Genomic DNA, 24,336 nt, shown 5'->3' on the forward strand with positions numbered 1-24,336 from the left:
AACCTTTATGGAAAGACGGTCAATTAGGAAGGCTTGGCCGCTGTGGCTAGTCACAGCGATGATTGTCGTTGCAGGACTCATCGTCGGTGTCAGTTGCGCTGTGGGTCTAGGGGACACCAACACACCAACGGCTGCGCCCACCACCGGCGATACCTCCGCGCCAAACACCGAAACCGCAGAAACCCGCCACACGGTTGCGTTCGGGATTCCCTACGTAGATCGCCTCAACCGGATTGTCGAGCGACCAGCCAACGCCGAAGGGGAACCGCTGCAGCAGCAACGATCGGACTGGTCGCCAGGTGATCCGGTTGTTTTTGACGATGTGATGCTCCAAGAAACGAAGTACGGAGTACTGCCGTTCTCGGCCAAACATGGGCCGTGGGAGATCAGTGAATGCCGCGCCGAGGGCTACAGCCGCACCCCAATGGGCGCGGTCATCGCGGCCCTGCACCTCGATTTCAGATGGAGTGGGTGCCGCAGCGAGACCGCCCACCGGGAACTAGCTGAAACACAGATTATCGCTTCGGAATCTGAACTTGACGAGAGGCTAGCTGTACCACGTGACCAGCTCGAACAATACTTGGCGAGGGTTATTGAGGGGTCAGCACCGGAAGCGGTCCGCGTTATCTCATTCCGGCCGGACTTCGTAACCTTCGAAGCTGCCATCCCTGGCCCGTCGTCACTTTGGGGCGTGGCCAGAGTGACGGTGGTCTGGAAAGACGGCGGCTGGAAATATCTGCCTTCACGGGCTACCACCCAGGATCACATCAGCGACATCTCGGGATGGGTGCGCCTGCAATGATCAATCCCGACGGTCTATGACCCCGTGAACGTGATTCAACCGTGCGGGCGCACTGAAGTGCACACGCGGTTGTCGTTAGCAGATTAGAACACGGACCTTGATCACCAAAATGCCCGCGTAAGCGCGTGGGTCATGAGACAGTCGATACCTTTCGGGACGGCCGTCACCGAGGTTTGATTGCTAACGGAATTCTCGGTGTTCGCGCTGCGCTTCGGCGATGGCGAGTTCAACAGCTTCCTCGACGGTAAGTTCACCGCGTAACTGGCGGCGGCCGATCTCGATGCCGTAGTCGCTGGGTTCCATCCCCGCCATACGGTGACCAACCGTCGCTCCGGCGATCATGCGGTCGATCTGATCTTCGGTCAGCTTCTTGGCGCGAGTCATAGCACCTTTCCCCGTTTTCGGTGGTGTGCCGTTTATTTTACGTGTTCGAGCTGGTGCAGGCATTGCCTTAGCTGTCCAGTTGTGGGCACAGCGTGGGCTGTTCGGAGAACGCGAGGGGAAGATCGCCGCTTCACGGCAAAAGCGCTTCAAAAGTTTTTTGTCGGCAGGTGACACTTTCGGGCCGGTTACTGCATCTAACTTTCAGAACCGAAACGAGGGGCCAACAGAAGGGAGGCCCCCAGACACGGATAGGACTTAACGACCATGAGCGGAATGGACAAGCTGACCAACAACGGCGACCAAACCACCTTCAACGGACAAGCACCGATCGTCCTCTCGGAGCGCGACACCAACGGTGACGGCTGGAAAGACACCACCCACATCGACCTCACCGGTGACGGACGGGTGGACGAGATTCAGCGCGACACCACTCATAACGGACTTGTCGACTACATCGAAACTGACTCCACTGGCGACGGCCGGTTCGACACAATCCACCGCGATACCGACTCCAACGGCATTTTCAATATGGCCGAGCGGGACACCAACGGCAATGGTGTCAGCGATGTGTTCGCTCAAGACACCACCCGGGATGGCCGGTTTGACACTATCGGCCGCGACACCAACCACGACGGCAATGTGGATGTCACCGAATACGACACCAACGGTGACGGACACTCCGACCTCGCAGAACTCGACACCAACCACAATGGTTCAGTCGACATGCTCCGCAACGACACAAACTACAACGGCCGGATTGACGAAGTAGTGGTCGACATCAACCATGACGGTTCCTTCGACTATGTCGCTATCGACAGCACCCACGATGGTGCCGTCGATGCGCAGTACGCCCAGATCAACAACGAGTGGGTTGAACTGCCGGACCCTTCCGCCTTGATCTGACAGACGTAAGATGCCACAACTGAACAACCATGTTTTTGCGCCGCGGGCTGCCACAAGTAGCCCGCGGCACGCCACACCAGGAGGATGAACAGATGGACGTACGAGAAGACCCTCTCGCTGATCTCCTCGGCATCGAAGCCGAACTTCCCGCCCTGACTGACGCGGTGTGGGACAACGCACTACGCGTTGCCACTGACCCGAACACACCTGCGCTGGGGGATCACCTCGTCCCAGAAATGGACGATGATGGGGACTTCAGCAGTGGTGCTGACCTGATCGATAACAGTGACGAAATCTCCTTTTCCGCCACAAGCGACATAGGGGAGCAGTGGGATGCATCACACGAACGCGACTTTTTCGACACCCTCAGCGATGAGGGAACAGGCTGGTCAACGGGCGATTCTCAGCTGTAGCCAATGATCGTGTGCGTAAACCTAGTGTGAGAAATTCCACTGAGTTTCAATGTGACAAATGCACGTCACAAAACGATAGTTATTTGTCAGGGGAGACAAGATTCCGGGGGGAATTCGTGAGCAATACAGAAAATTCAGAGTTACTGTCGCGCGCCCGAAACGGGGATTCGCATGCGTTCGGCCAACTTGTCAGCCAGCACCGCAACCAAATTTGGGCGGTATGTTTCCGAATCACAGGAAACAAATGCGACGCCGAAGACGCCATGCAAAACGCACTGATCGCAGCGTGGCAAAACCTTGAAAAGTTTCGCGGCGACGCCCGTTTTGGCACATGGTTACAGCGCATCGCCTCCAATGCTGCGCTGACGATCGTCCGGTCACGCAAAGACACCGAGTTCGACCACACCGAAATCGACCTTGCTGACACCACCCGACGCCACGACGACCAGATCGCCGACCGTGACCTGATCAATCAGGCACTGCAGCAACTCACCGAAGACAACCGCACCATCCTTGTACTGCGCGAATACTCCGGTCTCAGCTACACCGAAATCGCCGACCACCTCGGCGTCACCACCGACACCGTCAAAGCCAGACTCAAACGCACCCGCGCGCAACTGGCCACAATGCTGCTCACTGCATAAACCGGTGACGAAAGGAGTGTTGTGATGACCGAGCAGGCGCAAGGTACCCAGCCAGATGAAAACCATATCGGCACAAGTTCTCTAGCATCCACCCGGGTGGGTGCTGTTGTTGCCTTGGTGACCATGATTGTGGTGATGGGTGCTGCCGTGAGTATCTGGATTCTCATCAAAGGCGACGACCAGCCACTCGCGTCCTCTGACTTGGCACCTAGCGCTGCACAGCAGCAGCGACCAGCCAGCAAGTTCGAACCTGACCCATGGGTCGACGTGCTCGGCCGCGCGGTGTATGTGCCACTCGATGAACGAGGTGTCATCCTCGACCAGTACCCACCCGCGACCAACCGCACCGAATTGGATGCCCCCGGTGGAGTGGTGCTCCAGCAAATCCACGGCAACATGGCCATGCCTTTCTCTGCCACTGACGGACCCACCGGGTTCACAGACAACGGCATCGCCAAAGGCTTCGCCCGCACCGCACAGGGAGCTGGACTCGCCGGGGCGCACTACATGGGATATCTCGCTGGCGGAAATGACCGGATCGCTCTGATGCAAGAAGCTGGACTTGTCATCGAAGAGAGCGAACTGCTGCAAGAAGACATCCGCCACAACGCATCCGGGGGTGAACTAGCCGCCCGCAATAGTCGGCCTCAGGGCACCGCGGAACTGATCAAAGTCGACTATCACAACGGTGACCTGGCCCAGGTACGTGGGGCGCATTATCTGGAAGCACCGAATGGCGAAACCTGGTGGGTAAAAGCGTGGGTGCAAGTAGTGTGGCGCGATGGCCTCGGGTGGGTCGTGAAGATCAGCGGCGTTGACACGTTCGGGTCAGGCTGGTTCGACCAGCTCGAGGGAACCGGGTGGGGCGCCTGGTGGTCATGATGATTCGCCGAGCAGCGGTGGTGTTGGTGCTCGTTGTGGGTGTGCTTTTAGGGTCAACCGCGAGCAGCACCGCCGGAAAAGCGCTGGTCTGACATGCAGCTGCCACCACCCGCACCCTCCGCTGAAGCGATTTCCCGAACCATGAACTCGCTGGCCGCGCACCAACCTCTGGGTGTGCTGACGTCGGTGTTCTGCTCTGATGCCCGCGCCTGGATCCTTGCGCACATCAATGGCCAAGACCCCCAGCGAGTAGCGGACTGGGATACCCACATGGGTACCGTGTACGCCTCAGACACCACACACGCACGCTCCCTACTGCAAGGCATACCGAACAGCGACGCTAGCCTAGGCCACCGCATACCAAAGCAGTTCCTGCAGGAGCTGCACCGCGACGCCGAGAAAGAAACCCGCTATCGCACCCGTAATGCGGTCGATATCAGCTGCCTCGACCGCATCTGAGTAGCAATCGGCTGCGTCTATTGGTGGAGGGTTCCAATTCACTGTTCAGCTCAATCGTTCGCAAACTCTGCAACCCGATGGTCATCACTGTCTCGTCTGGGCGGATTAGCGTTGCGTATCCCAGACGAGGTCCAGCATCCGCATCGCGGACCAAGCATCGATAGTTGGCGCGAACGTCGACTGTCACGGTGTCGACAGATTTAGTGCCGCAGCGATCCTGTGCAGGGAATTGCCGTCAAGGACCTGGAATTGTGCCCGATTTTGGCTGCTGCCATCGAGATGCTGCTACGCCGACCTGTCCTTCAACTGAACACAATCTCAGGTCCTTCTGCGCCCGTCGCCATGACTCGTTTGGGGGAGTTTAGGGCTGCAACCAAGGCACTGCTTGCTCCGCGCTGCCACTGCCCAAAAGCGACAGTAGGTCGGGCACGGCAGGCGCCGGAGGTGTCGGAGCACTAGGAACCGTGACAATCTGTGATGCATCTTGAACGGTGAATGCCGTTGCGGGGAACGCCTGCAACACTTCTTCGACACCTGGGTAGTCCGACACCCACATCGCAGGCTCACCGTCGGTGGTCGCGCAGGAGGCCAACACCACATACGTGCCGTCGGGCACCTCGGTTACTGTCTGCGTTGCACCACCCGGGTGAACTTCACCGGAAGCGAAGAGCGTTTGCCCGCCCCTCATGACTTCTTCCACCGGCGGCAGGACACCGTCGGGAGCAGGTGCAAGGGACGTTGTGCACACCAGAACTGAACCTGAGTCGTTGGTGATGGTGTTACTGACGGTTGACCCGCTCACCTCGAAGGCGTAGCTGACATCGGTGGGTTCGGCAGCGGAAACCAACCCAGGTGCTACCAAGGTCAGCGGGACTGCTACTGCGGCAACGAATGTAGTGCGGGCGATCAGTCGCATCAAGTTCCCTTTTCGGTACGTGGTGTCAGGTGACGCTCGTCAGCTTCTCACAAGATCGTCGGATGGTGCTGTGTTCCGCGATACGGCTCAAGCTGGGGAAGCTTCAGCTTAAGCAGACTTGGGCGAACAGGCTATCGCCTACTTTCTGAAGACAAGTAGCGACACCGCCGAAGGGGCTGATCTAGCACAACAATTCGGGAGGTCGTATTTGCCGAACATCCGACGGCGGAGATACTGATGCACCACAGGTCGACAACCGCCGGATATGTAGCTGTGAAAAAGGGAGAATCGCACCCAGAGCAACAGACAACCGGAAGCAGAAAAATGAATACTGGTCGTTTGTGAGTGTTTCCCCACCCGAGAGGAACTGACAATGCCACGCGTGCGGCTCAGCGGACAACATGTCTGCAGGGGCTAAGAAAAGGGGCTATCTTCATGTCAGCAATCGACACAGCAACCGTCGAGGGACCGCTGCCTTATAAGGCGTCACTAAAGTCTTGCCTTCGAGCTAGTGAGTGCCGCGCTCGTTCTTGCCCGCAAGTGTCCCAAGGTACAACTCGATTACCTTCGGGTCATTCAGCAAGTTGTGACCGGTATCGGTGTAGGCATTTTTACCTTGATCAAGCACGTATCCTCGGTCGCAAATTTGTAGGCAGCGACGCGCATTTTGCTCAACCATGATGATGGAAACGCCCGTTGCATTGATTTTCTTGCACCGCACGAATACTTCGTCTTGGAACATCGGTGACAATCCTGCGGACGGTTCGTCGAGCAGTAGCACGCTGGGATCCATCATGAGTGCCCGGCCCATCGCCACCATTTGGCGTTCGCCACCGGACAACGAGCCAGCTTTGAGCCGACGACGCTGCTTGAGCAAGGGGAACAGGCCAGCGACAAACTCGAAGCGCTCAGCAAACTGTTTAGAGCGCAGGTACATCCCCATCTGGAGGTTTTCTTCGATTGTCAGCGAGGGAAAAACATTATTCGTTTGCGGTACATATCCCACCCCTTTGGTGACCAAGGTGTGTGCCTGGGCGGCTGTGATGTTTTCAGACCGGAGCGTTACTGTGCCGGAACGAACAGGAATTAACCCAAACAGTGATTTGAGAAGTGTTGATTTGCCTGCACCATTGGGGCCGATGATGCCGACGATTTCCTTCTCGTGCAGGTAGAGGTTGCACCCCTCGAGGATGTTGACCCCTGGTATGTAACCAGCAGTGAGGTCATCAGCCCGCATCAGTGCACCTTCTGCTAGCCGTCGGTGTTCGGCAGGAGTGGCGGCGTATTCAGCAGGGGATAGTCGCTCTGCAGCGCCGTGGTTACCGGTCACCTGTCGTCCCTTCTATGCGTGGAGGTCGATTCGGGCCCAGCGGAGAGATCTCCACCAGCTTCGAGCGTTTCAACGAGTTCGGACTCCATCTCGGCGACCATTTCTGCGGTTTCTCCTACCGGGTTGCCGTCGTCGTCAAACTCCAGCGGCTTGTCGTGATGGCTCCCTAGGTAGGCATCGACGACTGCGGAATTATTGGACAGTTCTGATGGCGGGCCTTCAGCGATGATGGACCCTTGTGCCATCACGACGACCCAGTCGCTCACATCGCGGATGACGTCCATATCGTGCTCAACGAATACAACGGTCATGCCTTCGTCGCGGAGCGACTTGATGTGGCCCAATAGGCTTTGGGTGAGTGCTGGATTGACGCCTGCCATAGGTTCGTCGAGCATCACTATTTCGGGGTTCGTCATGAGCGCTCGGGCCATTTCTAATAGCTTGCGCTGACCTCCCGACAATGAGCCCGCGAGGTCGTCAGCTTTGGTGTCGAGTTTGAACCGTTCCAACATGGCGTAGGCGCGCTCTGTGATCTCGGCTTCCTGCCGACGCCATGTCCACGGCATGAGGGCGCCGAGCATGCGTTCGCCGGTCTGTCCGGTGGCGCCGAGTCGAACATTGTCGAGGACCGTCAGCTTTGAAAGCGCCTTCGTGAGTTGGAAGGTACGAACCATTCCTTGCCGTGCCACTTTGTATGCGGGCAACTGAGATGTTGCGGCGCCATTGACGGTCCATGAACCGGTGTCAGCTTTGTCGAATCCGGTGAGCAGATTGAACAATGTTGTTTTACCGGCACCATTGGGCCCGATGAGACCAGTGATGCAGCCACGCTGAATTTCGAGGTGTGCCACATTGACGGCCTGCACTCCGCCGAAGGTGCGCGTGACGTTATCGGCTATCAAAATCGGGTCTGGCTTAGAGCTACCGGGGTTTCTGTCAACGTCGTCGAAGGGTTGCGGATGGTGTGGTGCCGCACTTGAGTTTGGGTCAGACATTGAGTTGAACCTCCCGTTTGCGGCCCATGATGCCCTGGGGTCGATACACGATCAGCACTGCTAGGAGAATGCCGACAAGCATGATTTGTACTGCCCCGACTTGCTGGGCCGAGATGGGCAGGACCGAATCAGGACCGGTGGAAAGTTGCCGAAGCACGTTGTCGATGAACGAGAACAGGAACCAGAACACCATCGCTCCCACGACGGGACCAAAGACAGTCGCCGCCCCGCCCAGGATCATGGCTGTCCACGCAAAAAATGTTTGCTGCGTGGAGAAGAAATCAGGATTTAACGCTTGGGTCATCGCGATGAAGATGCCCGCCAGTCCACCGATGAAGCCACCGAGGACAAGGGCTTGCATGCGGTAGAGGAAGACGTTCTTACCGAGCGCTCGGGCAGCGTCTTCGTCTTCACGCACTGCCTTCAGTGTGCGCCCCCAGGGGCTTCGCACGAGCATCCACACAAGCAGGAGAAGGATAGCGATGAGAGCCCAGCCAACCGTCATCGCCCACAAGGTGGACCCCAGGAATTTGACGCCAAGGATCGTGTATTCACGACCCGGTGTATACGGATTCATCTGCTGGAATGCAAAGTTTTGGCCTTGGATTCCGCGGGTTCCACGAGTGTAGGGATCGGATGCGGTTGACCGTGTTGCCAGGCGCAAGATTTCCGATGCCGCGATTGTCACAATCGCGAGGTAGTCGGCTCGCAGACGAAGCGTTGGAATGCCGAGCAATAGGGCAAGAACTACAGATGCTGCCATGCCGACGATGAGGCCAAGCCACAGAGGTTGGTTATAGATCACGACGGTGATACCAACTCCGTAGGCGCTGACGAGCGCGAAACCAATCTGACCGAAGTTGAGCAATCCTGTGTAGCCAAAGTGGATGTTCAGACCAATGGCGAGTAGGGCGAAGAAGATCGCTTGGGGCCCTACGAACTGGGCGAAGGCGTTGCTCAGCACAACGCCGAAGTCGATTCCTAGAAGGTCCATGGGGCTCACCCAATCCTTGCTCGGGAACCAAGAATTCCCTGGGGTCGGAGCACGAGTACGAGGATGAGCACGAGTAGTCCTCCGGTGTACTTGAGGTCAGGGTTGATGACGAGGGTGGACCACTGGACCAGCAAACCGATGATGACGCAACCGAGGAGCGCACCGTATGCCGTTCCTAAACCACCAAGGATGATGCCTGCGAACATCAGGAGTAGCAGTTTGAATCCCATTTCGAACTGCACTGTGCCGTTGAGTTCGGAAAGTGCAAACAAAACGCCGCCGAGTGCGGCGAGTCCACCGCCGAGCGCCCACACGAACATGATGACGCGTTCGACGTTGATTCCGGAGGACGCTGCCAGGTCGCGGTTGTCGGAGACGGCCCGCATGGCTTTTCCGATTTTCGAGAACTTGAACATGAGGCCTACGCCGACGAGGACGGCAAGGCTGATAATCATCGTGGTGAGGTTGACCGGTGTGATGGAGAGCGGTCCAAAGTCACGTTGCCGTTGGCTCTGGTAGTCCGCAAACGCTTGTGACCGGTCGCTGAAGAAGAGAAGTATGACGGCGCGGAACGACAACGCCAACCCGATGGAGACAACTAGTTGTGCCACCAAGCTGGCCCCGCGTCTTCGGAGAGGTTTCCAGATCACAGAGTTATTGAGGATGCCGACGATAATCCCGACGAGGATGGCGATCACCGTCGCTGGTATCAGGTGCACACCGAGTTTTACGTTCACTACCCATGCCGCCACGGCACCGATGGTGACGAGTTCACCATGCGCGAAGTTGGTCAGGCCCGTTGTGCCAAAAATAAGGCTCAATCCAACGGCAGTGATAGCGATGACCAGCCCGAATCGGAGGCCTTCAACTGTGAGCTTGAGAAACCTCTCCGCGAACGAGACATCAAGTCCGCCTCGAATATCGCCGAAGGTGTAGATCACGGATGACACGCGATCTGCGCGGACAGACGCTGTCCTCTCATTGTTCTGTACGGCTACATCAGAGGGTAGTGACTCTTCGTCGAGCACAATCGTGTACGAACCGGGCGGGATTCGCATTGACCAGCGGCCACGTTCGTCCGACTGCGCTGCAGCAATTTCGTCGCCCGAGTCATCGAAAGCTCCGATGAGTACCCCAGCTAGTGGTGTCCCCTCGGTGATGAGAGTTCCTTGAACTGTGCCGAGTGGTCCGCTATCTGAGTCGTTCTGGGCGAGCGCGGGTCCGCTGGCAAAAAGCACCGGCAACAGCGCCATCAGCAGCGTTATCAGCGCTGCCGCTCCCAGGGAACCGCTCCGCCGGGGCAGGGTTTGCGTCACATGTCCTCCTCCCGGTAGTACCCACAGGCACGTCCGGGGCCGGTCGATTTCGCACTTTTCTGCGAATTGTCCGCTTTATGTTCTCAACTCTTGGACTGTATGGGGTAGACGTTTCGAATAATCGCTCCGGCGTGTTGCGCAGAGGTTTCTCTTGGGACGTTTCTCGAGTGGCATCGTCCTGGTGCCTATGCCGGTGTACATGAGCCCGTGTAGTGGGCGCGAATGTCGGTGTCGGTCCCTAGACTGTGTTGTGTGAGTGCCACCCCCGCGAAAACCACCCCTGCGAAAACCGCCCCTGCTAAGTCCGCCACAGCAGAATCTGCGTCGCCGACTCCTCGCTTGCTGTTGCTCGACGGTCACTCGTTGGCGTATCGGGCATTTTTCGCTCTGCCTGCAGAAAAGTTTCAAACGTCCAGTGGCCAAACAACTAACGCGGTCTACGGCTTCACTTCGATGTTGATCAGCTTGCTTCGCGATGAGAAGCCCACCCACGTCGCGGCTGCGTTCGATGTGTCGCGCCAAACTTTCCGCGCTGAGAAGTTTCCGGAGTACAAGGCGAATCGAAGTAAAACGCCTGACGAGTTCAAAGGCCAGGTGGAGTTGGCCAAAGACATTCTGGCGGCACTGAACATTCCGACGATGGAGGAGCCCGGGTTCGAGGCGGATGACATCATCGCGACATTGGCGACCCAGGCGGCGCAGCAGGGTTTCGATGTTCTCGTGTGCACGGGTGACCGTGACGCACTGCAGTTGGTGACAGATCGGGTGACGGTGCTCTACCCCAAGAGGGGAGTTTCTGACCTCACTCGGTTTACCCCGGACGCCGTTGAAGAGAAGTACGGCCTCTCACCGGAACAATACCCAGATTTTGCAGCACTGCGGGGTGACCCAAGCGATAACCTGCCTGGCATTCCCGGTGTGGGAGAAAAAACGGCAGCGAAATGGATCCGCGAATATGGCTCTCTCGACGGGCTTGTCGAGAAGGTTGACGCGGTGCGAGGCAAGGTTGGGGACTCATTACGGGAGAACCTTCAGTCCGTACTGCTTAACCGCGAGTTGACCCAGATGATTCGGGATATGACGTTGCCGTACTCGCCAGACGAGTTGGAGTTGCGACCGTGGGACCGAGAACGTATTCACACAGTATTTGACGAACTTGAGTTCCGGGTATTGCGGGATCGGTTGTTCGATTCCTTATCGACGACAGAGCCCGAGGCCGATGGGGGATTCGATGTTCACGGCGTCATCCTTGAGCCAGGAAAAGTTCGAGCCTGGCTCGACAAGCATGCTGTTGAGGGCGTTCGGCATGGACTTGAAATCACTGGGCCGTCACAAGTGCACAATTCGGATGCTAGCGCCGTAGCGATTGCTGCGGCCGATGGGCAGGGCGCCTACATCGTCACCGAAACCATCACCGAAGACGATGATGCAGCATTGGGTGCATGGCTAGAAAGCGACAAGCACCAAAAAGCGGTTCATGACGTGAAGTGGGCTATTCACGCCCTCCGTGGTCGGGGCTGGACGCTCCGCGGGGTGACAAGCGACACCGCCCTGGCGGCATACCTGGTGCGGCCAGGGCAGCGCACATTTAAACTTGACGATCTTTCGATTCGCTACCTTGGTCTCGAACTTCGAACAGATGATGGCGGCACTGAGCAACTCTCACTACTTGATGAGGCCGACGAAGTTGGCCGGGCGCAAGCGGAAGCCGACATGCTTCGCGCGCGAGCAGTCACTGATCTTGCAGGTGCGCTCGATTCGGAACTCGACACAATTGAGTCGAGGCAACTGCTCACAGAAATTGAACTTCCACTCGCGTTCGTCTTGGCCGACCTGGAAGCTGCGGGCATCGCAGTGGACAGTGAGATGCTTGAGAACCTGAAGCGAGACTTCATTTCCCAGGTCAATTCGGCCGCTGAATCGGCGTACGACGCCATCGGTAAGCAGATCAACCTCGGCTCCCCGAAACAGCTGCAGGTTGTGCTGTTTGACGAGCTGAATATGCCCAAAACTAAGCGAACAAAAACTGGCTACACAACGGACGCAGAAGCCCTGTCGACGTTGTTCACGAAAACTCAGCACCCGTTTCTTGAACACCTTCTTGCCCACCGTGACGCGACGAAGCTTAAGACAACGGTTGAAGGTTTGCTGAAAACAGTGGCCGACGACGGACGCATACACACGACCTTCAATCAGACCATCGCCGCGACAGGACGCTTGTCGTCAACAGATCCGAACCTTCAAAACATCCCCATCAGGACGGAAGCCGGACGCCGCATTCGTGAAGCATTCGTCGTGGGAAGTGGCTCCCATCAGGGCGGACGAGTGCAGAAGTACGACACGCTGTTGACTGCCGACTACAGCCAGATCGAAATGCGAATCATGGCACACCTTTCTGGTGATAAAGGCTTGATCGACGCTTTCAACTCCGGTGAAGACCTCCACAGCTACGTTGGTTCACAAGCCTTCGGGGTGCCAATCAATGAGGTCACGAGCGAGCTTCGTCGCCGAGTAAAAGCAATGTCGTACGGGCTGGTGTACGGACTGTCCGCGTACGGGCTTGCCCAGCAGTTGAAAATATCCAATGAAGAAGCAAAGTCTCAGATGGAGGCGTACTTTTCACGGTTCGGGGCGGTCCGTGACTATCTGCATGAGGTGGTCGAAGAGGCCCGCAAGGTTGGCTACACGTCCACTGTTTTTGGTCGTCGCCGATACCTGCCGGATCTCAGCAGCGATAATCGTCAGCGCCGCGAAGTTGCAGAACGAGCCGCCTTAAACGCGCCAATCCAAGGCTCTGCTGCCGACATCATCAAGGTCGCGATGTTGAACGTGCACGCGGCCCTCGCTGAGGAGAACCTTCGATCTCGAATGCTGCTCCAGGTCCATGACGAGCTTGTCCTCGAAGTATGTAGCGACGAACGCGAACACGTGGAACAGTTGGTGAGGACCAAGATGGAAAGTGCATACACGCTATCGGTGCCACTAGACGTGTCTATGGGTGCGGGTACATCGTGGGAAAGCGCAGGACACTAAAACATGACTGACACCGTTGACGTTGTCGTAATTGGTGGAGGAATGGCCGGGGCTTCCATCGCCTACGAACTCGCCGAACAAGCCACCGTGCTACTGCTTGAGTCCGAAAAGATGCTGGCCACCCACTCCACAGGTCGTTCAGCGGCAACGTATTTGCCATCGTATGGCGGGCCGACCGTGCGCGCACTGACTGCGGCGAGTAGGGAACTTTTCGATGACCTCGCAGGAAAATGGGGCGACGTCAGCGCGCTGACAAAGCGCTCACTATTGTGGACGGCTTTCGATGATGCCAGTGAGCACAAACTCAAAGACATGGTCGCTTCCCGCAGCGCAGGCCTTGGCGGCCTGGAAACAATAGGGGCGCAGGACACCCTTAAGTTGTGTCCAGCGATGAACCCCGACACGCTTCGCGGTTCAGCCCTCGACGCAGCAGCACACGACATCGACGTGCTCGCCGTACACCAGGCGTATATTCGAGGATTCAAATCCCGCGGAGGCACGATCCGCACGGGCGCCCCAGTGACAGAACTTTCGCGTAACGGCGAACGGTGGAGTGTCGTCATCGGCTCCGAGCGCATTGAAACCGGATTGGTGGTAGACGCTGCGGGCGCGTGGGCCGACCACGTTGCCGCACTGGCCGGGGTACCGGCTCTTGGGCTGATACCGAAGCGACGCACACTGTTTCTGTGCCCAACTGGTTCTCCCATCGACCCTCACGGGCCCACCATTGGGGACCCCGCCGAACGGTGGTATTTCAAGCCTGAAGGCGATGGCATTCTCGCGTCTCCAGCAGATGCCGATCCAGTCGAACCCGGCGACGCAAAACCGTCCGAGTTAGGTATCGCCCGTGCGATGGAAGAAATCAACGAAGCCACCACATTGAAGTTGCGGACCGTTCGTAGCTCATGGGGTGGCCTGCGAACATTCGCGCCCGACGGGGAGCCCGTCGCGGGTCTCGTGCCAGAGGCGCCCGGCTTCGGTTTTCTCGCGGGGCAAGGCGGCTACGGGATCCAAATGGCACCGGCGCTCGCTGTCGTTGCCGCTGCAATCCTCACTGGGAACGAGGTCCCTGACAACATCCCGATCAGTGCTGAGGCGCTGTCGCCGCAACGCTTGTGGAACTAGGGTTATCCACTAACTCTTTCAATCCGAACACGCGACGGTACTCCAGTGGCGTGACGTGCCGGAGTCGTAAAAAATGAGTTCGCATCGATGCGGCTGAGCTAAACCCAACCTCGTGGGCAATAAACTCAAGCGACACGCGGGTCGACTCCAGCAAGTGCTGAGCAGCAAGTACCCGCTGATCATTCAACCAGCGAAGCGGAGTAGTGCCGGTTTCGTCAACAAATAATCGGGCGAAGGTTCGCGTCGACATCCCCGCCATCTTGGCAAGATCCGCGATCGTGACGTTATCGCGGAGATTCTGTCGCATCCACTCCCGCACGTCCCCCAACGAATATCCCGTAGCGCTCGGCAACGGTCGATTCACAAACTGGGCTTGGCCACCTTCGCGGTGTGGTGCAACGACCATGCGTCGCGCGATGGCATTCGCGCTTCCCGCGCTGTCCCATTCGCGCACCAAATGGAGGCACAAGTCGATACTCGCGGCAGTACCGGCGCTGGTGTAGATCGGAAAATCAGCCACGTACAACACCGACGGGTCGACGCGAGCGAGCGGAAATTGTTCCGCCAGCGCCGCCGCGTGCCTCCAGTGCGTAGTGCAGCGACGACCGTCGAGTAAACCGGCAGCGCCAAGCATGAAAGCTCCAGTGCACAACGAAGCCACAGGCACCCCACGTGCAACCGCAGCGCGAAGTGCGTCAAGGACGCGCGCCACCGCACGCGCTTCGGTAGCGCTTTCTGCGGGTTCCATATTTCCTGCACTGACAATGATGAGATCCGCATCATCAAGCTTTGAGAGGTCATGTGCAGCGGCGATATCGTACCCATGGCGCGTGTGCACTGGACCAGGTACCGCAGACACGAGGGTCAATTCATAGACCGGCACTCCATCGTCGCGCCGGTCGACGCCAAACACTTCGCATGCCACGCCGAGTTCAAATGTTTCGGTAAGCGGCGGCAGGACGACGACGACTCGGGAGAGCACGAATCAAGTTTGGCAGAAATTCGATGCTTATTGTCGTTTCTGCCACTGTTGCTAAATGGCGGCTTCGCGGAAAATTAGTGGTATGACAGTATTTCTGGCCTTCGTCGCCGCGCTCATCTTGCTGAACGTGCTGGCCATGTTGGGGCGTGTTCCTGACACACACTTAGATGCGTCACCGCATGGTTCACTGAATTGGTGGGCAGATGCGAAGCCGACAACGTCAAGAATCGGCCGCTGAATTTCCTTGCGTGAGATGGCCAGCGAGGTCCGCAGCAGATGCGAAAATCGTTTCTATTTTTCGCTGCCCATCCCACCTTCGGGCCGCGACGACTGCACCGGTGAAGTCTTCTCTGGTTGCGAGGATTTCCACGGCCCGACCCACCTCGGCAGCGGGTATGCGCTTTGCGAGTGTGACGTGCGGGGTCCATTTCCCCGGCTCCATATGGAGTGGTTGTCCAGGACACTCGCGCATCACTGTAAACAGCCTCTGGTGGCAGTTGAGTAGCTCACGCGACATCGTTACTGCCCGAGCGATGACAATGCGTTTCTCGCCAAAAAGTACCAGCCCACCGAGTCTGAGAGGGAACGGCAACGTCCAAAAAAGGGGAGTGATAGCCCTGTCTATCTGCGGCGGTATTTCCTGCGCAACACCAACGGTGACGTGAGGTCGATGGTGGGGGCGTAGTGCGTGGAACCCGGCCTCAGCGAGCGATTCCCACTGCGAACGAATGTGCGCATCCATTTCGGCGTTGAGAAGAAGTTCCACCGACTGCATCATCACCCTATTGTGCGATATGGCCACAACACTTGTGTGCCCGACGGTGCGCAGTGATTCGCAGTGGGCCATTATGGAGGGCATGGCGCACATCCAACTCGGAGTTCTGCACGGCGATGGTATCGGCAAAGAGGTTGTGCCAGCCGCGGTCCGGGTGGTTGACGCGGCAGTGTCAGCAGCCGATGCGGGAACAATCGAGTGGGTGGAGTTGCCGTTCGGGCGGTCGGCCATCGAATCGCACGGAAATCCTTTTCCAGACGAAACCGAAAATGCCCTCGCTGACTTGCCAGGGTGGGTACTAGGTCCACACGACAACGCTGCCTATCCGCCTGAGTTTCGTGCTGAAACAGCACCCGGGGGCAAGATACGAAAACGCTACGGTCTGTTCGCCAATATTCGACCAGCTGCGGCGCTTCCAGGTGTGCGTGCCATGCGCGACGATATAGACGTCGTCATTGTTCGGGAGAACACGGAAGGGTTCTACTCGGATCGCAACATGTTTATCGGTTCGGGTGAATTTATGCCGACCCGCGATGTTGCCATGGCCGTAGGGGTGGTCACGCGCCAAGCTTGTGAGCGTATTGCTCATGTGGCCTGTCAGATAGCCGTAACACGGCGCAAGCGCATCACCATCGTGCACAAGTCGAACGTGCTTCCATTGACGATGGGCCTATTTCTAGAAACGTGTCGTGAAGTGGCGAAACAGTACCCGTCGCTATCAGTGGATGACGAGCACGTTGATGCGATGGCCGCTCACCTGGTGCGAGGTGGGGACTTTGACGTTGTCGTTACCGAGAACATGTTCGGCGACATTCTTTCAGATCTTGCAGGAGAACTGTCAGGCTCACTGGGCATGGCCGCATCGCTGAACGCGTCAGAAACGCAGGCGATGGCGCAGGCCGCGCATGGGGCGGCCCCCAGCATTGCAGGCAAGAACAGGGCTAACCCCACGGCCATGTTCTTATCCGCCGCCATGTTGCTTGAGTGGCTTGCGCAGAGGCAGCACAATCGTCACCTGCAGGGGGCGGCAGTCAGAATTCGCAGGGCTGTAGCTGGAACATTGGCCGGTGGGGTCGCCACGGCTGATATCGGTGGTTTAGCGTCCACCAGTGAATTCACCGAAACGGTTCTGGCCCGGGTGATTCGGCGCGGCTGATGCAGATAACACTGCGCGGTTGACACAGTCAGGCGTCAACCGCGCATCTGGATTCTTGACGGCCCAGTGGCTTTACTGCTGGGGGTCTTCTTGCTGCGCGGTGATTTGTGCCCGCACCTCGTCCATGTCGAGATCCTTGACCTGGGTGATGAGGCTATCGAGCGCGTCGGCGGGCAATGCGCCTGGCTGCGCGAACACGAGAATTCCTTCGCGGAAAGCCATCACGGTAGGGATCGATTGGATCCCGGCGGCCGATGCGAGCTGCTGCTCAGCTTCAGTGTCGACCTTGGCGTGCACTACGTCTGGGTGCTTGTCTGATGACGCTTCGAATGTCGGTGCGAATTGCTTACATGGTCCACACCATTCGGCCCAGAAGTCCACGAGCACAACATCGTTGTCGGTGATTGTTGATTCGAAATCGGCATGAGTCAGAACCTTGGTTGCCACGTAATTTTCCTAACATTGACGGATTCCCGGGGTGGTGACCGGGCGTACTCTCTCTACGTAACCAGATATCGCCCCGAAATGTTCCCACGCGTTTCAGCGAGTCGCTGTGGACGTGGGTCGGCTACCGTGTCGAACATGGTTGGGTGTCGAGAATGGTAGACGGAGTGTTTCACGATGCCCCCGATGCGGTTGCCGCACTAGCGTTGACCCACGGCGCTGGAGGAAATCGGGACAGCGCCCTGCTGGTCGCGTTAGCTGAGGGCTTGGCGCGGCGCAGAGTTTCTGTGCTGCGGTACAACCTGCCTTTTCGGGTGTTGAGGAATCAAGGACCTCCAAACCGTGCGCACGCTCAGCATGATCGCGAAGGCATCGCCGACGCTGTGACGCATCTGGCTGATCTAGCGGGTTCCGTCCCGATCTTTATGGGAGGGCATTCCTACGGTGGTCGGCAGTCGAGCATCCTCGCTGCGGAGCAACCACATTGTGCGTCGGGGTTGGTGTTGTTGAGTTACCCGCTGCATCCTCCCGCGAAGCCTGACCGGTTGCGAACGGAGCATTTCCCGATGGTGCGTATGCCCAGTCTTTTTGTCCATGGTGATCGCGACCCATTCGGATCGCTTGAGGAGTTGAACTCCGCGGTTCCCCAACTTGGCGGCGCTGCGGTGGTGGTTCCTGTTGAGGGCGCGCGGCATGACCTTGGAGGAGCAAAATCATCGGCAACGGTGCAATTTATCGTCGATGCAATTGAAACGCATGTGGTGGCGCGATGACGGTAGTCGCCAGCAGAAAGGTTCCGACTCGGTCCTCTCGACGCATTGTCTTGGCCGCTAGTGCGCTTGTCGTTGCGGCGATGATCGTCCGCATTTGGGTGCTGAACCAGGGGTTTTTCTATTGGGACGACTTCATCCTCATGGGGCGAGCGGCTACGCACCCACTATGGTCTACCGAGTTCCTGCTTTATGACCACGACGATCACTTCATGCCGATGACATTTGTCGTCGCATGGGTCGTCACGATGCTTGCCCCGTTTAACTGGTTTGTCGCCGCTGCGTCGTTGGTGTTGCTTCAACTAGCAGCTGTGGCCGCTGTGCTCAGGTTGCTCTACGTGCTGTTGGGGTTGCGCTGGGCGTTGCTTGTCCCGCTGACGTTCTATTTGTTCTCACCGCTGAGTTTGCCTGCATTTTCCTGGTGGGCGGCGGGGCTCAATGCCCTGCCATTGCAGTTCGCACTTGCATGGGTGAGCGCCGATGCGATCCGCTTTATTCAGACCGGTCGTTACCGCTATGTCGGCAGTTCGGCACTGGTGTTCGTCGTCGCATTGCTGTTTTTTGAGAAGTCTGCCGTCGTCCCTGTCGTGGCATTCGTCACGGCAACTCTGTGGTGGGTATGCACCCACAACACGTCCGCTGTGCTGGAGGTGGCGCGGCGCGGCTGGGCGATGTGGGTTGCGCTAGTCGTGGTTACGTTGGCGTGGTTGCCGGCCTATTCGCTCGTGGTTTCCGGCAGTATCAGTGGGTCCGGCATGGCGAACTTTGGTGATTTTCTCTCACGAACCTTGTTCCGGGGGTTCATTCCTGCACTCGCTGGGGGTCCGTGGCAGTGGGAGCGGTGGCATCCATCTACACCGTGGGCTGACGCGCCGATGCTGGGAATTGTTGGTGGGAGCGCGGTTATTGCTCTTGCCGTGCTGGTGGCGGTTGTCTACAAGCGGTATGCGGCGATCGTTGTCGGTTTCGTGGCGCTGTACGTCTTGTTGACACTCTTGCCTGTAGTGCTGATGCGGTCAGGGCCGGGGACTGCGCCAGAGATTGTGCAGTCTTTGCGCTACCTCGCCGACACAAGTGTGGTGGTGTGCATTGCGGTGGCGTTGATCATTGCCGCCCCATGGCGCCGAGAGGCGCGGCATTTCGCTGCAATCGGGTCGGCCATGGTGGTCGCCTTTGTTGCTAGCAGCATGTGGTCGACGGTGGCGTTCTCGCACAGTTGGGCACAGGGCCCCGCTAAGGAGTACGTGTCGAACATTCAGGCAGCCACACGCAGCGGGCCAGTGCAGATTCTGGAGCAAGAGGTGCCCTGGAATTTGCTGGGGCCTGTCACCAATCCTCACAATCTTGCCAGCGTCTTCCTGGCGCCGCTCAGTGAATCAGTGAGTGTGCAGGGCTCTGTCGAAGAGTTAAGAGTGCTCACCGATGAAGGCGAAATTGTTGACGGGGAGGTGTGGTGGAACCGTTCCATCGTTGATGGCCCAGCGCCGAACTGCGGACACCGAATCGACGCGCATAGTGACGGGATAATCCCACTCAATGGCGCCATGATTGAACATGGATGGACGGCACAACTCAATTATCTCGCGAACATGGACGGCGCCGTCGACGTGTCATTTGCGGGGGTGCCGGAATCGAATAGACCTCCAGGGGCGATCGTGTCTGTGCCGGTCAAGGAAGGACTCAACACAGTCTTTGTCCGGATCGTCGGCGGTGGGGAAGCGTTGCAGGTGATCCCGCGGACGTCCGGTCTAGACATGTGCATCGGCTCGGGGCCGGTCGGGGTGGCTGTGCACACTGGCGGATAGTTCAGGACCTAGTTGTCCTTCGGCTTGTGGCAGCAGAAGATGGCGGTGCCAGGGAAATGCCAACCCCTCAGCGGGCTCCACTGACCCCATTCCTGATCAAGCCACTCGGGCCACTCGGGTTCTACAACGTCGTCGAGAACAAGTCCCGCACCGACGATCTCCCTGACGCGATCACCCATCGTCCGATGGTGTTCTACGTATGACGGCACCCCGCGCTCGTCCAACTCAACATAGGGTGTTCTGTCAAAGTACGAGGACACGACCGTGAGCCCGCGTTGTCCTGGATCGTCAGGAAACATCCACCGCATTGGGTGATTGACGGCGAACACCCACCGTCCTCCGGGGCGCAATACTCGAGCGACTTCTCTCATCACGCGCGCTGAGTCTGCGACAAAGGGCACTGCGCCAAATGCGGAGGACACCGCGTCAAACGAGCGGTCTGCAAACGGTAGTGACTCCGCCGAGGCCTGCACCAGTGGCACCTGTGGGCCGCCGTTGGCCATGACTTCCGCAGCATGCCGGAGCATACCGGCGGAAATGTCGAGTCCGACGACGTCAGCGCCATTGCTCCGCAGCCAGCGTGAGCATGGAGCTGAACCGCAGCCGACCTCGAGGATGCGCGCACCAGATACGTCGCCTAGTAAGTGGACATCACCTTCGTGCAGCGCTTCGGGACACCAGACAAATTCTCCTTCAGGGGCGCGGACACCAAGAAAGTCGGCATGCTCCTCGTGGTACGCGTCGGCATCAAAATCCCACCATCGGCGATTCGCGGAGTCGCTGGACGAAGAATCGACCGTCCGGTGCGATACGGTGCCTGCACTTGAGGACTTAATAACTGCGTCGCCGGGGGAGAGTGGTTGGTTGCTATTCATCGGCGTGTGGTCTCTCCTCAGTGGGGTACCCGGTGGTGGTAGCCGACAATGTCGACTACTGTCAGTATCTGGGTCAGGTTTGCCGTGCTCCGGCGTGATCACGTATTCTATTCTGGCTGTGGCTTGCGCACAGCCAGGTTATGTTCGTTCCGATTGCCGCACAGGAGTCGCCGAGATGTTGCCATTTCGGTTGCGCCTTAGTTTGTGCAGGTCGGCGCGGCATTTCTGATCCATGTCCATGTAACTTTGAGTCCAACTGTCCGGAGCAGCTCACCTAATGCCCACCACAACCTCGACCTCGCCGCAGGTAGCCGTCAATGACATCGGCTCCGCCGAGGATTTCCTTGCCGCGATCGACGCCACAATAAAATACTTCAACGATGGTGATCTTGTTGAAGGAACAATCGTTAAGGTCGACCGCGACGAGGTTCTGCTCGACATCGGGTACAAAACTGAGGGTGTTATCCCCTCGCGCGAACTTTCGATTAAGCACGATGTCGACCCCAATGAGGTCGTATCCGTCGGTGATGAGGTCGAAGCGCTTGTCCTCACCAAGGAAGACAAAGACGGTCGTCTGATCCTTTCGAAGAAGCGTGCCCAGTACGAACGCGCCTGGGGCACCATCGAAGCGCTTAAGGAGAAGGACGAGGCCGTCAAGGGCACCGTCATTGAGGTCGTCAAGGGTGGTCTCATCCTTGACATCGGCCTACGTGGCTTCCTCCCGGCATCGCTCGTGGAAATGCGCCGCGTCCGCGACCTCTTGCCATACGTTGGTAAAGAGATCGAAGCGAAGATCATTGAACTCGACAAGAACCGCAACAATGTCGTTCTGTCACGCCGCGCGTGGCTTGAGCAGACACAGTCTGAGGTTCGCAGCGAATTCCTGCACCAGTTGCAGAAGGGACAGGTCCGCAAGGGCCACGTATCCTCCATCGTCAACTTCGGTGCCTTCGTTGACCTCGGTGGCGTTGACGGACTCGTTCACGTGTCCGAGCTTTCCTGGAAGCACATCGACCACCCTTCAGAGGTTGTGCAGGTTGGCGACGAAGTTACCGTCGAGGTTCTCGACGTCGACATGGACCGCGAGCGCGTATCACTCTCGCTCAAGGCCACCCAAGAAGATCCTTGGCGCCAGTTCGCACGGACACACGCCATCGGCCAGATTGTGCCCGGTAAGGTCACCAAGCTTGTGCCGTTCGGTGCATTCGTGCGCGTCGAAGAGGGGATCGAGGGTCTCGTTCACATCTCCGAGCTCGCAGAGCGTCACATCGAGGTTCCTGACCAGGTCGTCGGCGTCAACGACGATGCAATGGTCAAGGTCATCGATATCGACCTCGAGCGTCGCCGTATCTCTCTCAGCCTGAAGCAGGCCAACGAGGAATACACCGAAGAGTTTGACCCAGCCAAGTACGGCATGGCCGACTCTTACGACGAAGCTGGAAACTACATCTTCCCTGAGGGCTTCGACTCCGAGACCAACGAATGGCTCGAAGGATTCGAGAAGCAGCGCGAAGAGTGGGAAGGCCGCTACGCAGAAGCTGAGCGTCGCCACAAGATGCACACAGTGCAAATGGAGAAGTTCGCAAAGGCAGAAGCTGAGCAGGCTGAAGCAGCGCCGAGCAACTACTCATCCGAAGGTGAAAGCGAAGCTGAAGGTGCAGCACCAGCAGCCACCACACCTGAGGGCAACGCCGGCACGCTTGCAAGCGACGAGCAACTAGCCGCATTGCGCGAGAAGCTTTCCGGTAGCAGCAGCTAATCGGTAGGTAGCTATACAGGCACAGTGCCCCGCACACCCTAGGTGTGCGGGGCACTTGTCTTGGATCAACCGAGTTCCATAGCGAAACCAACAACAAAGTGCGACACTCATTCACGTGTTACGCATAGGCCTCACCGGTGGAATTGGCGCCGGAAAATCGACAGTGTCCACTGAACTCGCTCGACTTGGGGCAGTCATAATCGATGCCGACAAAATCGCTCGTGAGGTCGTCGAGCCGGGCACGCCTGGGCTGACGGAACTCGTCGAAGCCTTCGGGAACGAGATCTTACTTCCAGACGGCACTCTTGATAGGCCAGCACTCGCTGCAGTCGCATTTCGCGACGACGCCTCACGTACACAGCTCAACCAGATCGTGCACCCCAAAGTGGGCCAGAGGACTAGCGAACTCATCATCGCTGCCCCGCCGCATGCTGTGGTGGTCCACGACATCCCACTCCTTATCGAGAACGGCCTTGCACCCACGTGCAACCTCGTGATGGTCGTACACGCCGAGGAGCAGCAGCGCATCGACAGATTGACCAGCCACCGTGGGATGTCTCCGGATGACGCGCGGGCAAGAATCGCGGCGCAAGCCACCGATGAGCAACGTCGCGCCGCCGCTGATGTCTGGCTCGACAACACAGGGAGCCAGGACGCACTTCGTGAGCAAGTTCGGCACGTGTGGCACACGCGGATCGTTCCATTTGAACACAATGTCCGAACGGGCAACGATGTGCTGCCAGACGAGGCCGTCGTCGAGTTCAACCCTGAGTGGGAGGCGCAGGCGCGCCGAGTCATTGCCCGGCTGTGGGTGCTGTGCGGGGGACTAGCGAAGTCCATCGAGTTTGTGGGACCGAAGCGGGATTCCGGTGAGCCGGTAGTGGATCTGCTCAACATTGAGATCGTCGTTGAGACTGAAGCGGACATGCTTCAGATCGGCAAACTACTTTCCGCGGAGGAATTCCCTGCAAGTCCCAAAGTCGGTCTGCATCGTGGTGCCGATCCGGCGCGGCCGCTTGAAATCCAGATTCGCCACAGCAAGTAGCTGACTTATCGCCAGGTGATGGCCATGCCTTCGTCCTGCAGCCAGCTACTCAGTGAGTATTTGTATAACGCTAGCTTCGTCATGACCTCAACGGACGTGCGTACTGCTGCTTCCGCGCGGTCCGTGGAAATGTAGCCTGCGGTGTGCGCATCAAAGAGTTCGTCGATGTCTTCAATATGGGCTCCACGCCCGGTGCGTAAGACGACATCGATGTAGTGATCTTCAGAACGCCACGCCGTTTCGCCAGCTGTGAACTGGCCGATATCTACATAGAAGTTCTGATCACGTTCGTGAGCTGGATAGAAGTGAAAAACGGACACTCTGATACTCAGCGACGGAAGGATCCACGATTCGAGGTAGTGAAACTGCTCGTGATCGGATTCCCTGCCCATGTAGAGGCCCCACGGCTCGATGTGATAGTGGTCGACTGGTCTCACGAACCCTTTCGGGTCCGTGTTTGTGTAGTCGGCGAGATTGAACGTCTCGCGCTTCGGAGCATGAGCAAGTGTCGGCGCTTCCATGTTCCTAT

The 24,336-nt window shown here is 58.0% G+C and carries 25 protein-coding genes; 14 read left to right on the forward strand and 11 right to left on the reverse strand.

Annotated elements, in window-relative coordinates; genetic code table 11:
- Nucleotides 1-7: 7 nt before the first annotated feature.
- Nucleotides 8-802 (forward strand): DUF8175 domain-containg protein, encoded by a 795-nt coding sequence (locus IEW73_RS11470; protein ID WP_188674767.1) that lies wholly within the window; start codon nt 8-10, stop codon nt 800-802.
- 180 nt (nt 803-982) lie between these two features.
- Here the strand turns inward: IEW73_RS11470 and IEW73_RS11475 are convergent, their stop codons facing one another.
- Complete coding sequence (locus tag IEW73_RS11475) at nt 983-1,186, reverse strand: antitoxin VbhA family protein (RefSeq protein ID WP_188674770.1); 204 nt, start codon at nt 1,184-1,186, stop codon at nt 983-985.
- Between the two features lie 273 nt (nt 1,187-1,459).
- On the opposite strand from IEW73_RS11475, the gene IEW73_RS11480 reads away from it, so the two are divergent.
- The 5 genes from IEW73_RS11480 (at nt 1,460) to IEW73_RS11500 (ending at nt 4,487) form a co-directional block, all read left to right on the forward strand.
- Complete coding sequence (locus IEW73_RS11480) at nt 1,460-2,089, forward strand: hypothetical protein (RefSeq protein WP_188674773.1); 630 nt, start codon at nt 1,460-1,462, stop codon at nt 2,087-2,089.
- A gap of 92 nt (nt 2,090-2,181) precedes the next feature.
- On the forward strand, nt 2,182-2,502 hold the full coding sequence (locus tag IEW73_RS11485) for a hypothetical protein (RefSeq protein ID WP_188674775.1): 321 nt from the start codon (nt 2,182-2,184) through the stop codon (nt 2,500-2,502).
- A 116-nt stretch (nt 2,503-2,618) separates the two neighbouring features.
- The gene (locus IEW73_RS11490) at nt 2,619-3,146 is read left to right on the forward strand and encodes an RNA polymerase sigma factor (RefSeq protein WP_229675939.1); all 528 of its coding nucleotides are present in this window, start codon (nt 2,619-2,621) and stop codon (nt 3,144-3,146) included.
- A 24-nt stretch (nt 3,147-3,170) separates the two neighbouring features.
- Nucleotides 3,171-4,028 carry a DUF8175 domain-containg protein gene (locus tag IEW73_RS11495; RefSeq protein WP_188674780.1) on the forward strand — a complete coding sequence of 286 codons (858 nt, stop codon included), beginning with the start codon at nt 3,171-3,173 and terminating at the stop codon, nt 4,026-4,028.
- A gap of 93 nt (nt 4,029-4,121) precedes the next feature.
- Nucleotides 4,122-4,487, forward strand: coding sequence for a hypothetical protein (locus IEW73_RS11500; protein WP_188674783.1), 366 nt, complete (start codon nt 4,122-4,124; stop codon nt 4,485-4,487).
- A gap of 361 nt (nt 4,488-4,848) precedes the next feature.
- Here the strand turns inward: IEW73_RS11500 and IEW73_RS11505 are convergent, their stop codons facing one another.
- From IEW73_RS11505 to IEW73_RS11525, 5 genes are all read right to left on the reverse strand, one after another.
- Nucleotides 4,849-5,403, reverse strand: coding sequence for a hypothetical protein (locus IEW73_RS11505; protein ID WP_188674785.1), 555 nt, complete (start codon nt 5,401-5,403; stop codon nt 4,849-4,851).
- A gap of 508 nt (nt 5,404-5,911) precedes the next feature.
- The gene (locus IEW73_RS11510) at nt 5,912-6,733 is read right to left on the reverse strand and encodes an ABC transporter ATP-binding protein (protein ID WP_188674788.1); all 822 of its coding nucleotides are present in this window, start codon (nt 6,731-6,733) and stop codon (nt 5,912-5,914) included.
- A complete protein-coding gene (locus IEW73_RS11515; protein WP_188674791.1) occupies nt 6,730-7,728 on the reverse strand; it encodes an ABC transporter ATP-binding protein in 999 nt (332 codons plus the stop codon). Before IEW73_RS11515 ends, IEW73_RS11510 begins: the two co-directional genes overlap by 4 nt.
- Nucleotides 7,721-8,722 (reverse strand): branched-chain amino acid ABC transporter permease, encoded by a 1,002-nt coding sequence (locus IEW73_RS11520; RefSeq protein WP_188674793.1) that lies wholly within the window; start codon nt 8,720-8,722, stop codon nt 7,721-7,723. Before IEW73_RS11520 ends, IEW73_RS11515 begins: the two co-directional genes overlap by 8 nt.
- 5 nt (nt 8,723-8,727) lie before the next feature.
- The gene (locus tag IEW73_RS11525; RefSeq protein ID WP_188675167.1) at nt 8,728-9,975 is read right to left on the reverse strand and encodes a branched-chain amino acid ABC transporter permease; all 1,248 of its coding nucleotides are present in this window, start codon (nt 9,973-9,975) and stop codon (nt 8,728-8,730) included.
- Between the two features lie 285 nt (nt 9,976-10,260).
- Here IEW73_RS11525 and polA point away from each other — a divergent pair, with 285 nt between their 5' ends.
- A complete protein-coding gene (polA, locus tag IEW73_RS11530; protein WP_188674796.1) occupies nt 10,261-13,071 on the forward strand; it encodes a DNA polymerase I in 2,811 nt (936 codons plus the stop codon).
- Nucleotides 13,072-13,074: 3 nt separating this feature from the next.
- Nucleotides 13,075-14,196, forward strand: coding sequence for an NAD(P)/FAD-dependent oxidoreductase (locus IEW73_RS11535; RefSeq protein WP_188674799.1), 1,122 nt, complete (start codon nt 13,075-13,077; stop codon nt 14,194-14,196).
- Here IEW73_RS11535 and IEW73_RS11540 read toward each other — a convergent pair.
- Nucleotides 14,156-15,178, reverse strand: coding sequence for a GlxA family transcriptional regulator (locus IEW73_RS11540; protein WP_188674802.1), 1,023 nt, complete (start codon nt 15,176-15,178; stop codon nt 14,156-14,158). The two genes, IEW73_RS11535 and IEW73_RS11540, sit on opposite strands and share 41 nt — an antisense overlap.
- Before the next feature lie 82 nt (nt 15,179-15,260).
- Here IEW73_RS11540 and IEW73_RS11545 point away from each other — a divergent pair, with 82 nt between their 5' ends.
- A complete protein-coding gene (locus tag IEW73_RS11545; RefSeq protein ID WP_188674805.1) occupies nt 15,261-15,416 on the forward strand; it encodes a hypothetical protein in 156 nt (51 codons plus the stop codon).
- On the opposite strand, the gene IEW73_RS11550 is transcribed toward IEW73_RS11545, so the two are convergent.
- Nucleotides 15,399-15,956 carry a 2'-5' RNA ligase family protein gene (locus IEW73_RS11550; protein WP_188674808.1) on the reverse strand — a complete coding sequence of 186 codons (558 nt, stop codon included), beginning with the start codon at nt 15,954-15,956 and terminating at the stop codon, nt 15,399-15,401. The genes IEW73_RS11545 and IEW73_RS11550 overlap by 18 nt on opposite strands.
- 79 nt (nt 15,957-16,035) lie before the next feature.
- Between IEW73_RS11550 and IEW73_RS11555 the strand changes: the two genes are divergently transcribed.
- Nucleotides 16,036-17,109, forward strand: a complete 1,074-nt coding sequence (locus tag IEW73_RS11555) for an isocitrate/isopropylmalate dehydrogenase family protein (RefSeq protein ID WP_188675170.1) — start codon at nt 16,036-16,038, stop codon at nt 17,107-17,109.
- A gap of 72 nt (nt 17,110-17,181) precedes the next feature.
- On the opposite strand, the gene trxA is transcribed toward IEW73_RS11555, so the two are convergent.
- The gene (trxA, locus tag IEW73_RS11560; protein ID WP_188674811.1) at nt 17,182-17,556 is read right to left on the reverse strand and encodes a thioredoxin; all 375 of its coding nucleotides are present in this window, start codon (nt 17,554-17,556) and stop codon (nt 17,182-17,184) included.
- Nucleotides 17,557-17,708: 152 nt separating this feature from the next.
- On the opposite strand from trxA, the gene IEW73_RS11565 reads away from it, so the two are divergent.
- On the forward strand, nt 17,709-18,326 hold the full coding sequence (locus tag IEW73_RS11565; RefSeq protein ID WP_188674814.1) for an alpha/beta hydrolase family protein: 618 nt from the start codon (nt 17,709-17,711) through the stop codon (nt 18,324-18,326).
- Entirely contained in the window at nt 18,323-20,128 is a 1,806-nt protein-coding gene (locus IEW73_RS11570; RefSeq protein ID WP_188674817.1) for a hypothetical protein, read from the forward strand. Before IEW73_RS11565 ends, IEW73_RS11570 begins: the two co-directional genes overlap by 4 nt.
- An 8-nt stretch (nt 20,129-20,136) precedes the next feature.
- On the opposite strand, the gene IEW73_RS11575 is transcribed toward IEW73_RS11570, so the two are convergent.
- On the reverse strand, nt 20,137-21,003 hold the full coding sequence (locus tag IEW73_RS11575; protein WP_188674820.1) for a class I SAM-dependent methyltransferase: 867 nt from the start codon (nt 21,001-21,003) through the stop codon (nt 20,137-20,139).
- Between the two features lie 277 nt (nt 21,004-21,280).
- Here IEW73_RS11575 and rpsA point away from each other — a divergent pair, with 277 nt between their 5' ends.
- Together rpsA and coaE are read left to right on the forward strand one after the other, a co-directional pair.
- Nucleotides 21,281-22,762 carry a 30S ribosomal protein S1 gene (gene rpsA, locus IEW73_RS11580; protein ID WP_188674822.1) on the forward strand — a complete coding sequence of 494 codons (1,482 nt, stop codon included), beginning with the start codon at nt 21,281-21,283 and terminating at the stop codon, nt 22,760-22,762.
- A gap of 115 nt (nt 22,763-22,877) precedes the next feature.
- Nucleotides 22,878-23,807, forward strand: coding sequence for a dephospho-CoA kinase (gene coaE / locus IEW73_RS11585; protein WP_188674826.1), 930 nt, complete (start codon nt 22,878-22,880; stop codon nt 23,805-23,807).
- Nucleotides 23,808-23,812: 5 nt separating this feature from the next.
- Here the strand turns inward: coaE and IEW73_RS11590 are convergent, their stop codons facing one another.
- Nucleotides 23,813-24,328 carry a ribonuclease FAU-1 family protein gene (locus IEW73_RS11590; protein WP_188674830.1) on the reverse strand — a complete coding sequence of 172 codons (516 nt, stop codon included), beginning with the start codon at nt 24,326-24,328 and terminating at the stop codon, nt 23,813-23,815.
- Nucleotides 24,329-24,336 lie beyond the last annotated feature (8 nt).

This window comes from Hoyosella rhizosphaerae (assembly GCF_014643175.1).
GTDB classification, from domain to species: Bacteria; Actinomycetota; Actinomycetes; order Mycobacteriales; family Mycobacteriaceae; genus Lolliginicoccus; species Lolliginicoccus rhizosphaerae.

Bases quoted from the DNA above. Each gene is read 5' to 3' on its own strand.
- IEW73_RS11495 (WP_188674780.1), top strand. From the start codon at position 3,171: ATGACCGAGCAGGCGCAAGGTACCCAGCCAGATGAAAACCATATCGGC.
- IEW73_RS11520 (WP_188674793.1), bottom strand. From the start codon at position 8,722: ATGGACCTTCTAGGAATCGACTTCGGCGTTGTGCTGAGCAACGCCTTC.
- IEW73_RS11515 (WP_188674791.1), bottom strand. From the start codon at position 7,728: ATGTCTGACCCAAACTCAAGTGCGGCACCACACCATCCGCAACCCTTC.
- rpsA (WP_188674822.1), top strand. From the start codon at position 21,281: ATGCCCACCACAACCTCGACCTCGCCGCAGGTAGCCGTCAATGACATC.
- IEW73_RS11505 (WP_188674785.1), bottom strand. From the start codon at position 5,403: ATGCGACTGATCGCCCGCACTACATTCGTTGCCGCAGTAGCAGTCCCG.
- IEW73_RS11475 (WP_188674770.1), bottom strand. From the start codon at position 1,186: ATGACTCGCGCCAAGAAGCTGACCGAAGATCAGATCGACCGCATGATC.
- IEW73_RS11535 (WP_188674799.1), top strand. From the start codon at position 13,075: ATGACTGACACCGTTGACGTTGTCGTAATTGGTGGAGGAATGGCCGGG.
- IEW73_RS11575 (WP_188674820.1), bottom strand. From the start codon at position 21,003: ATGAATAGCAACCAACCACTCTCCCCCGGCGACGCAGTTATTAAGTCC.
- IEW73_RS11470 (WP_188674767.1), top strand. From the start codon at position 8: ATGGAAAGACGGTCAATTAGGAAGGCTTGGCCGCTGTGGCTAGTCACA.
- IEW73_RS11485 (WP_188674775.1), top strand. From the start codon at position 2,182: ATGGACGTACGAGAAGACCCTCTCGCTGATCTCCTCGGCATCGAAGCC.
- IEW73_RS11590 (WP_188674830.1), bottom strand. From the start codon at position 24,328: ATGGAAGCGCCGACACTTGCTCATGCTCCGAAGCGCGAGACGTTCAAT.
- IEW73_RS11545 (WP_188674805.1), top strand. From the start codon at position 15,261: ATGACAGTATTTCTGGCCTTCGTCGCCGCGCTCATCTTGCTGAACGTG.
- polA (WP_188674796.1), top strand. From the start codon at position 10,261: ATGTCGGTGTCGGTCCCTAGACTGTGTTGTGTGAGTGCCACCCCCGCG.
- IEW73_RS11555 (WP_188675170.1), top strand. From the start codon at position 16,036: ATGGCGCACATCCAACTCGGAGTTCTGCACGGCGATGGTATCGGCAAA.
- IEW73_RS11500 (WP_188674783.1), top strand. From the start codon at position 4,122: ATGCAGCTGCCACCACCCGCACCCTCCGCTGAAGCGATTTCCCGAACC.
- IEW73_RS11550 (WP_188674808.1), bottom strand. From the start codon at position 15,956: ATGATGCAGTCGGTGGAACTTCTTCTCAACGCCGAAATGGATGCGCAC.
- IEW73_RS11480 (WP_188674773.1), top strand. From the start codon at position 1,460: ATGGACAAGCTGACCAACAACGGCGACCAAACCACCTTCAACGGACAA.
- IEW73_RS11565 (WP_188674814.1), top strand. From the start codon at position 17,709: ATGGTAGACGGAGTGTTTCACGATGCCCCCGATGCGGTTGCCGCACTA.
- IEW73_RS11570 (WP_188674817.1), top strand. From the start codon at position 18,323: ATGACGGTAGTCGCCAGCAGAAAGGTTCCGACTCGGTCCTCTCGACGC.
- IEW73_RS11525 (WP_188675167.1), bottom strand. From the start codon at position 9,975: ATGGCGCTGTTGCCGGTGCTTTTTGCCAGCGGACCCGCGCTCGCCCAG.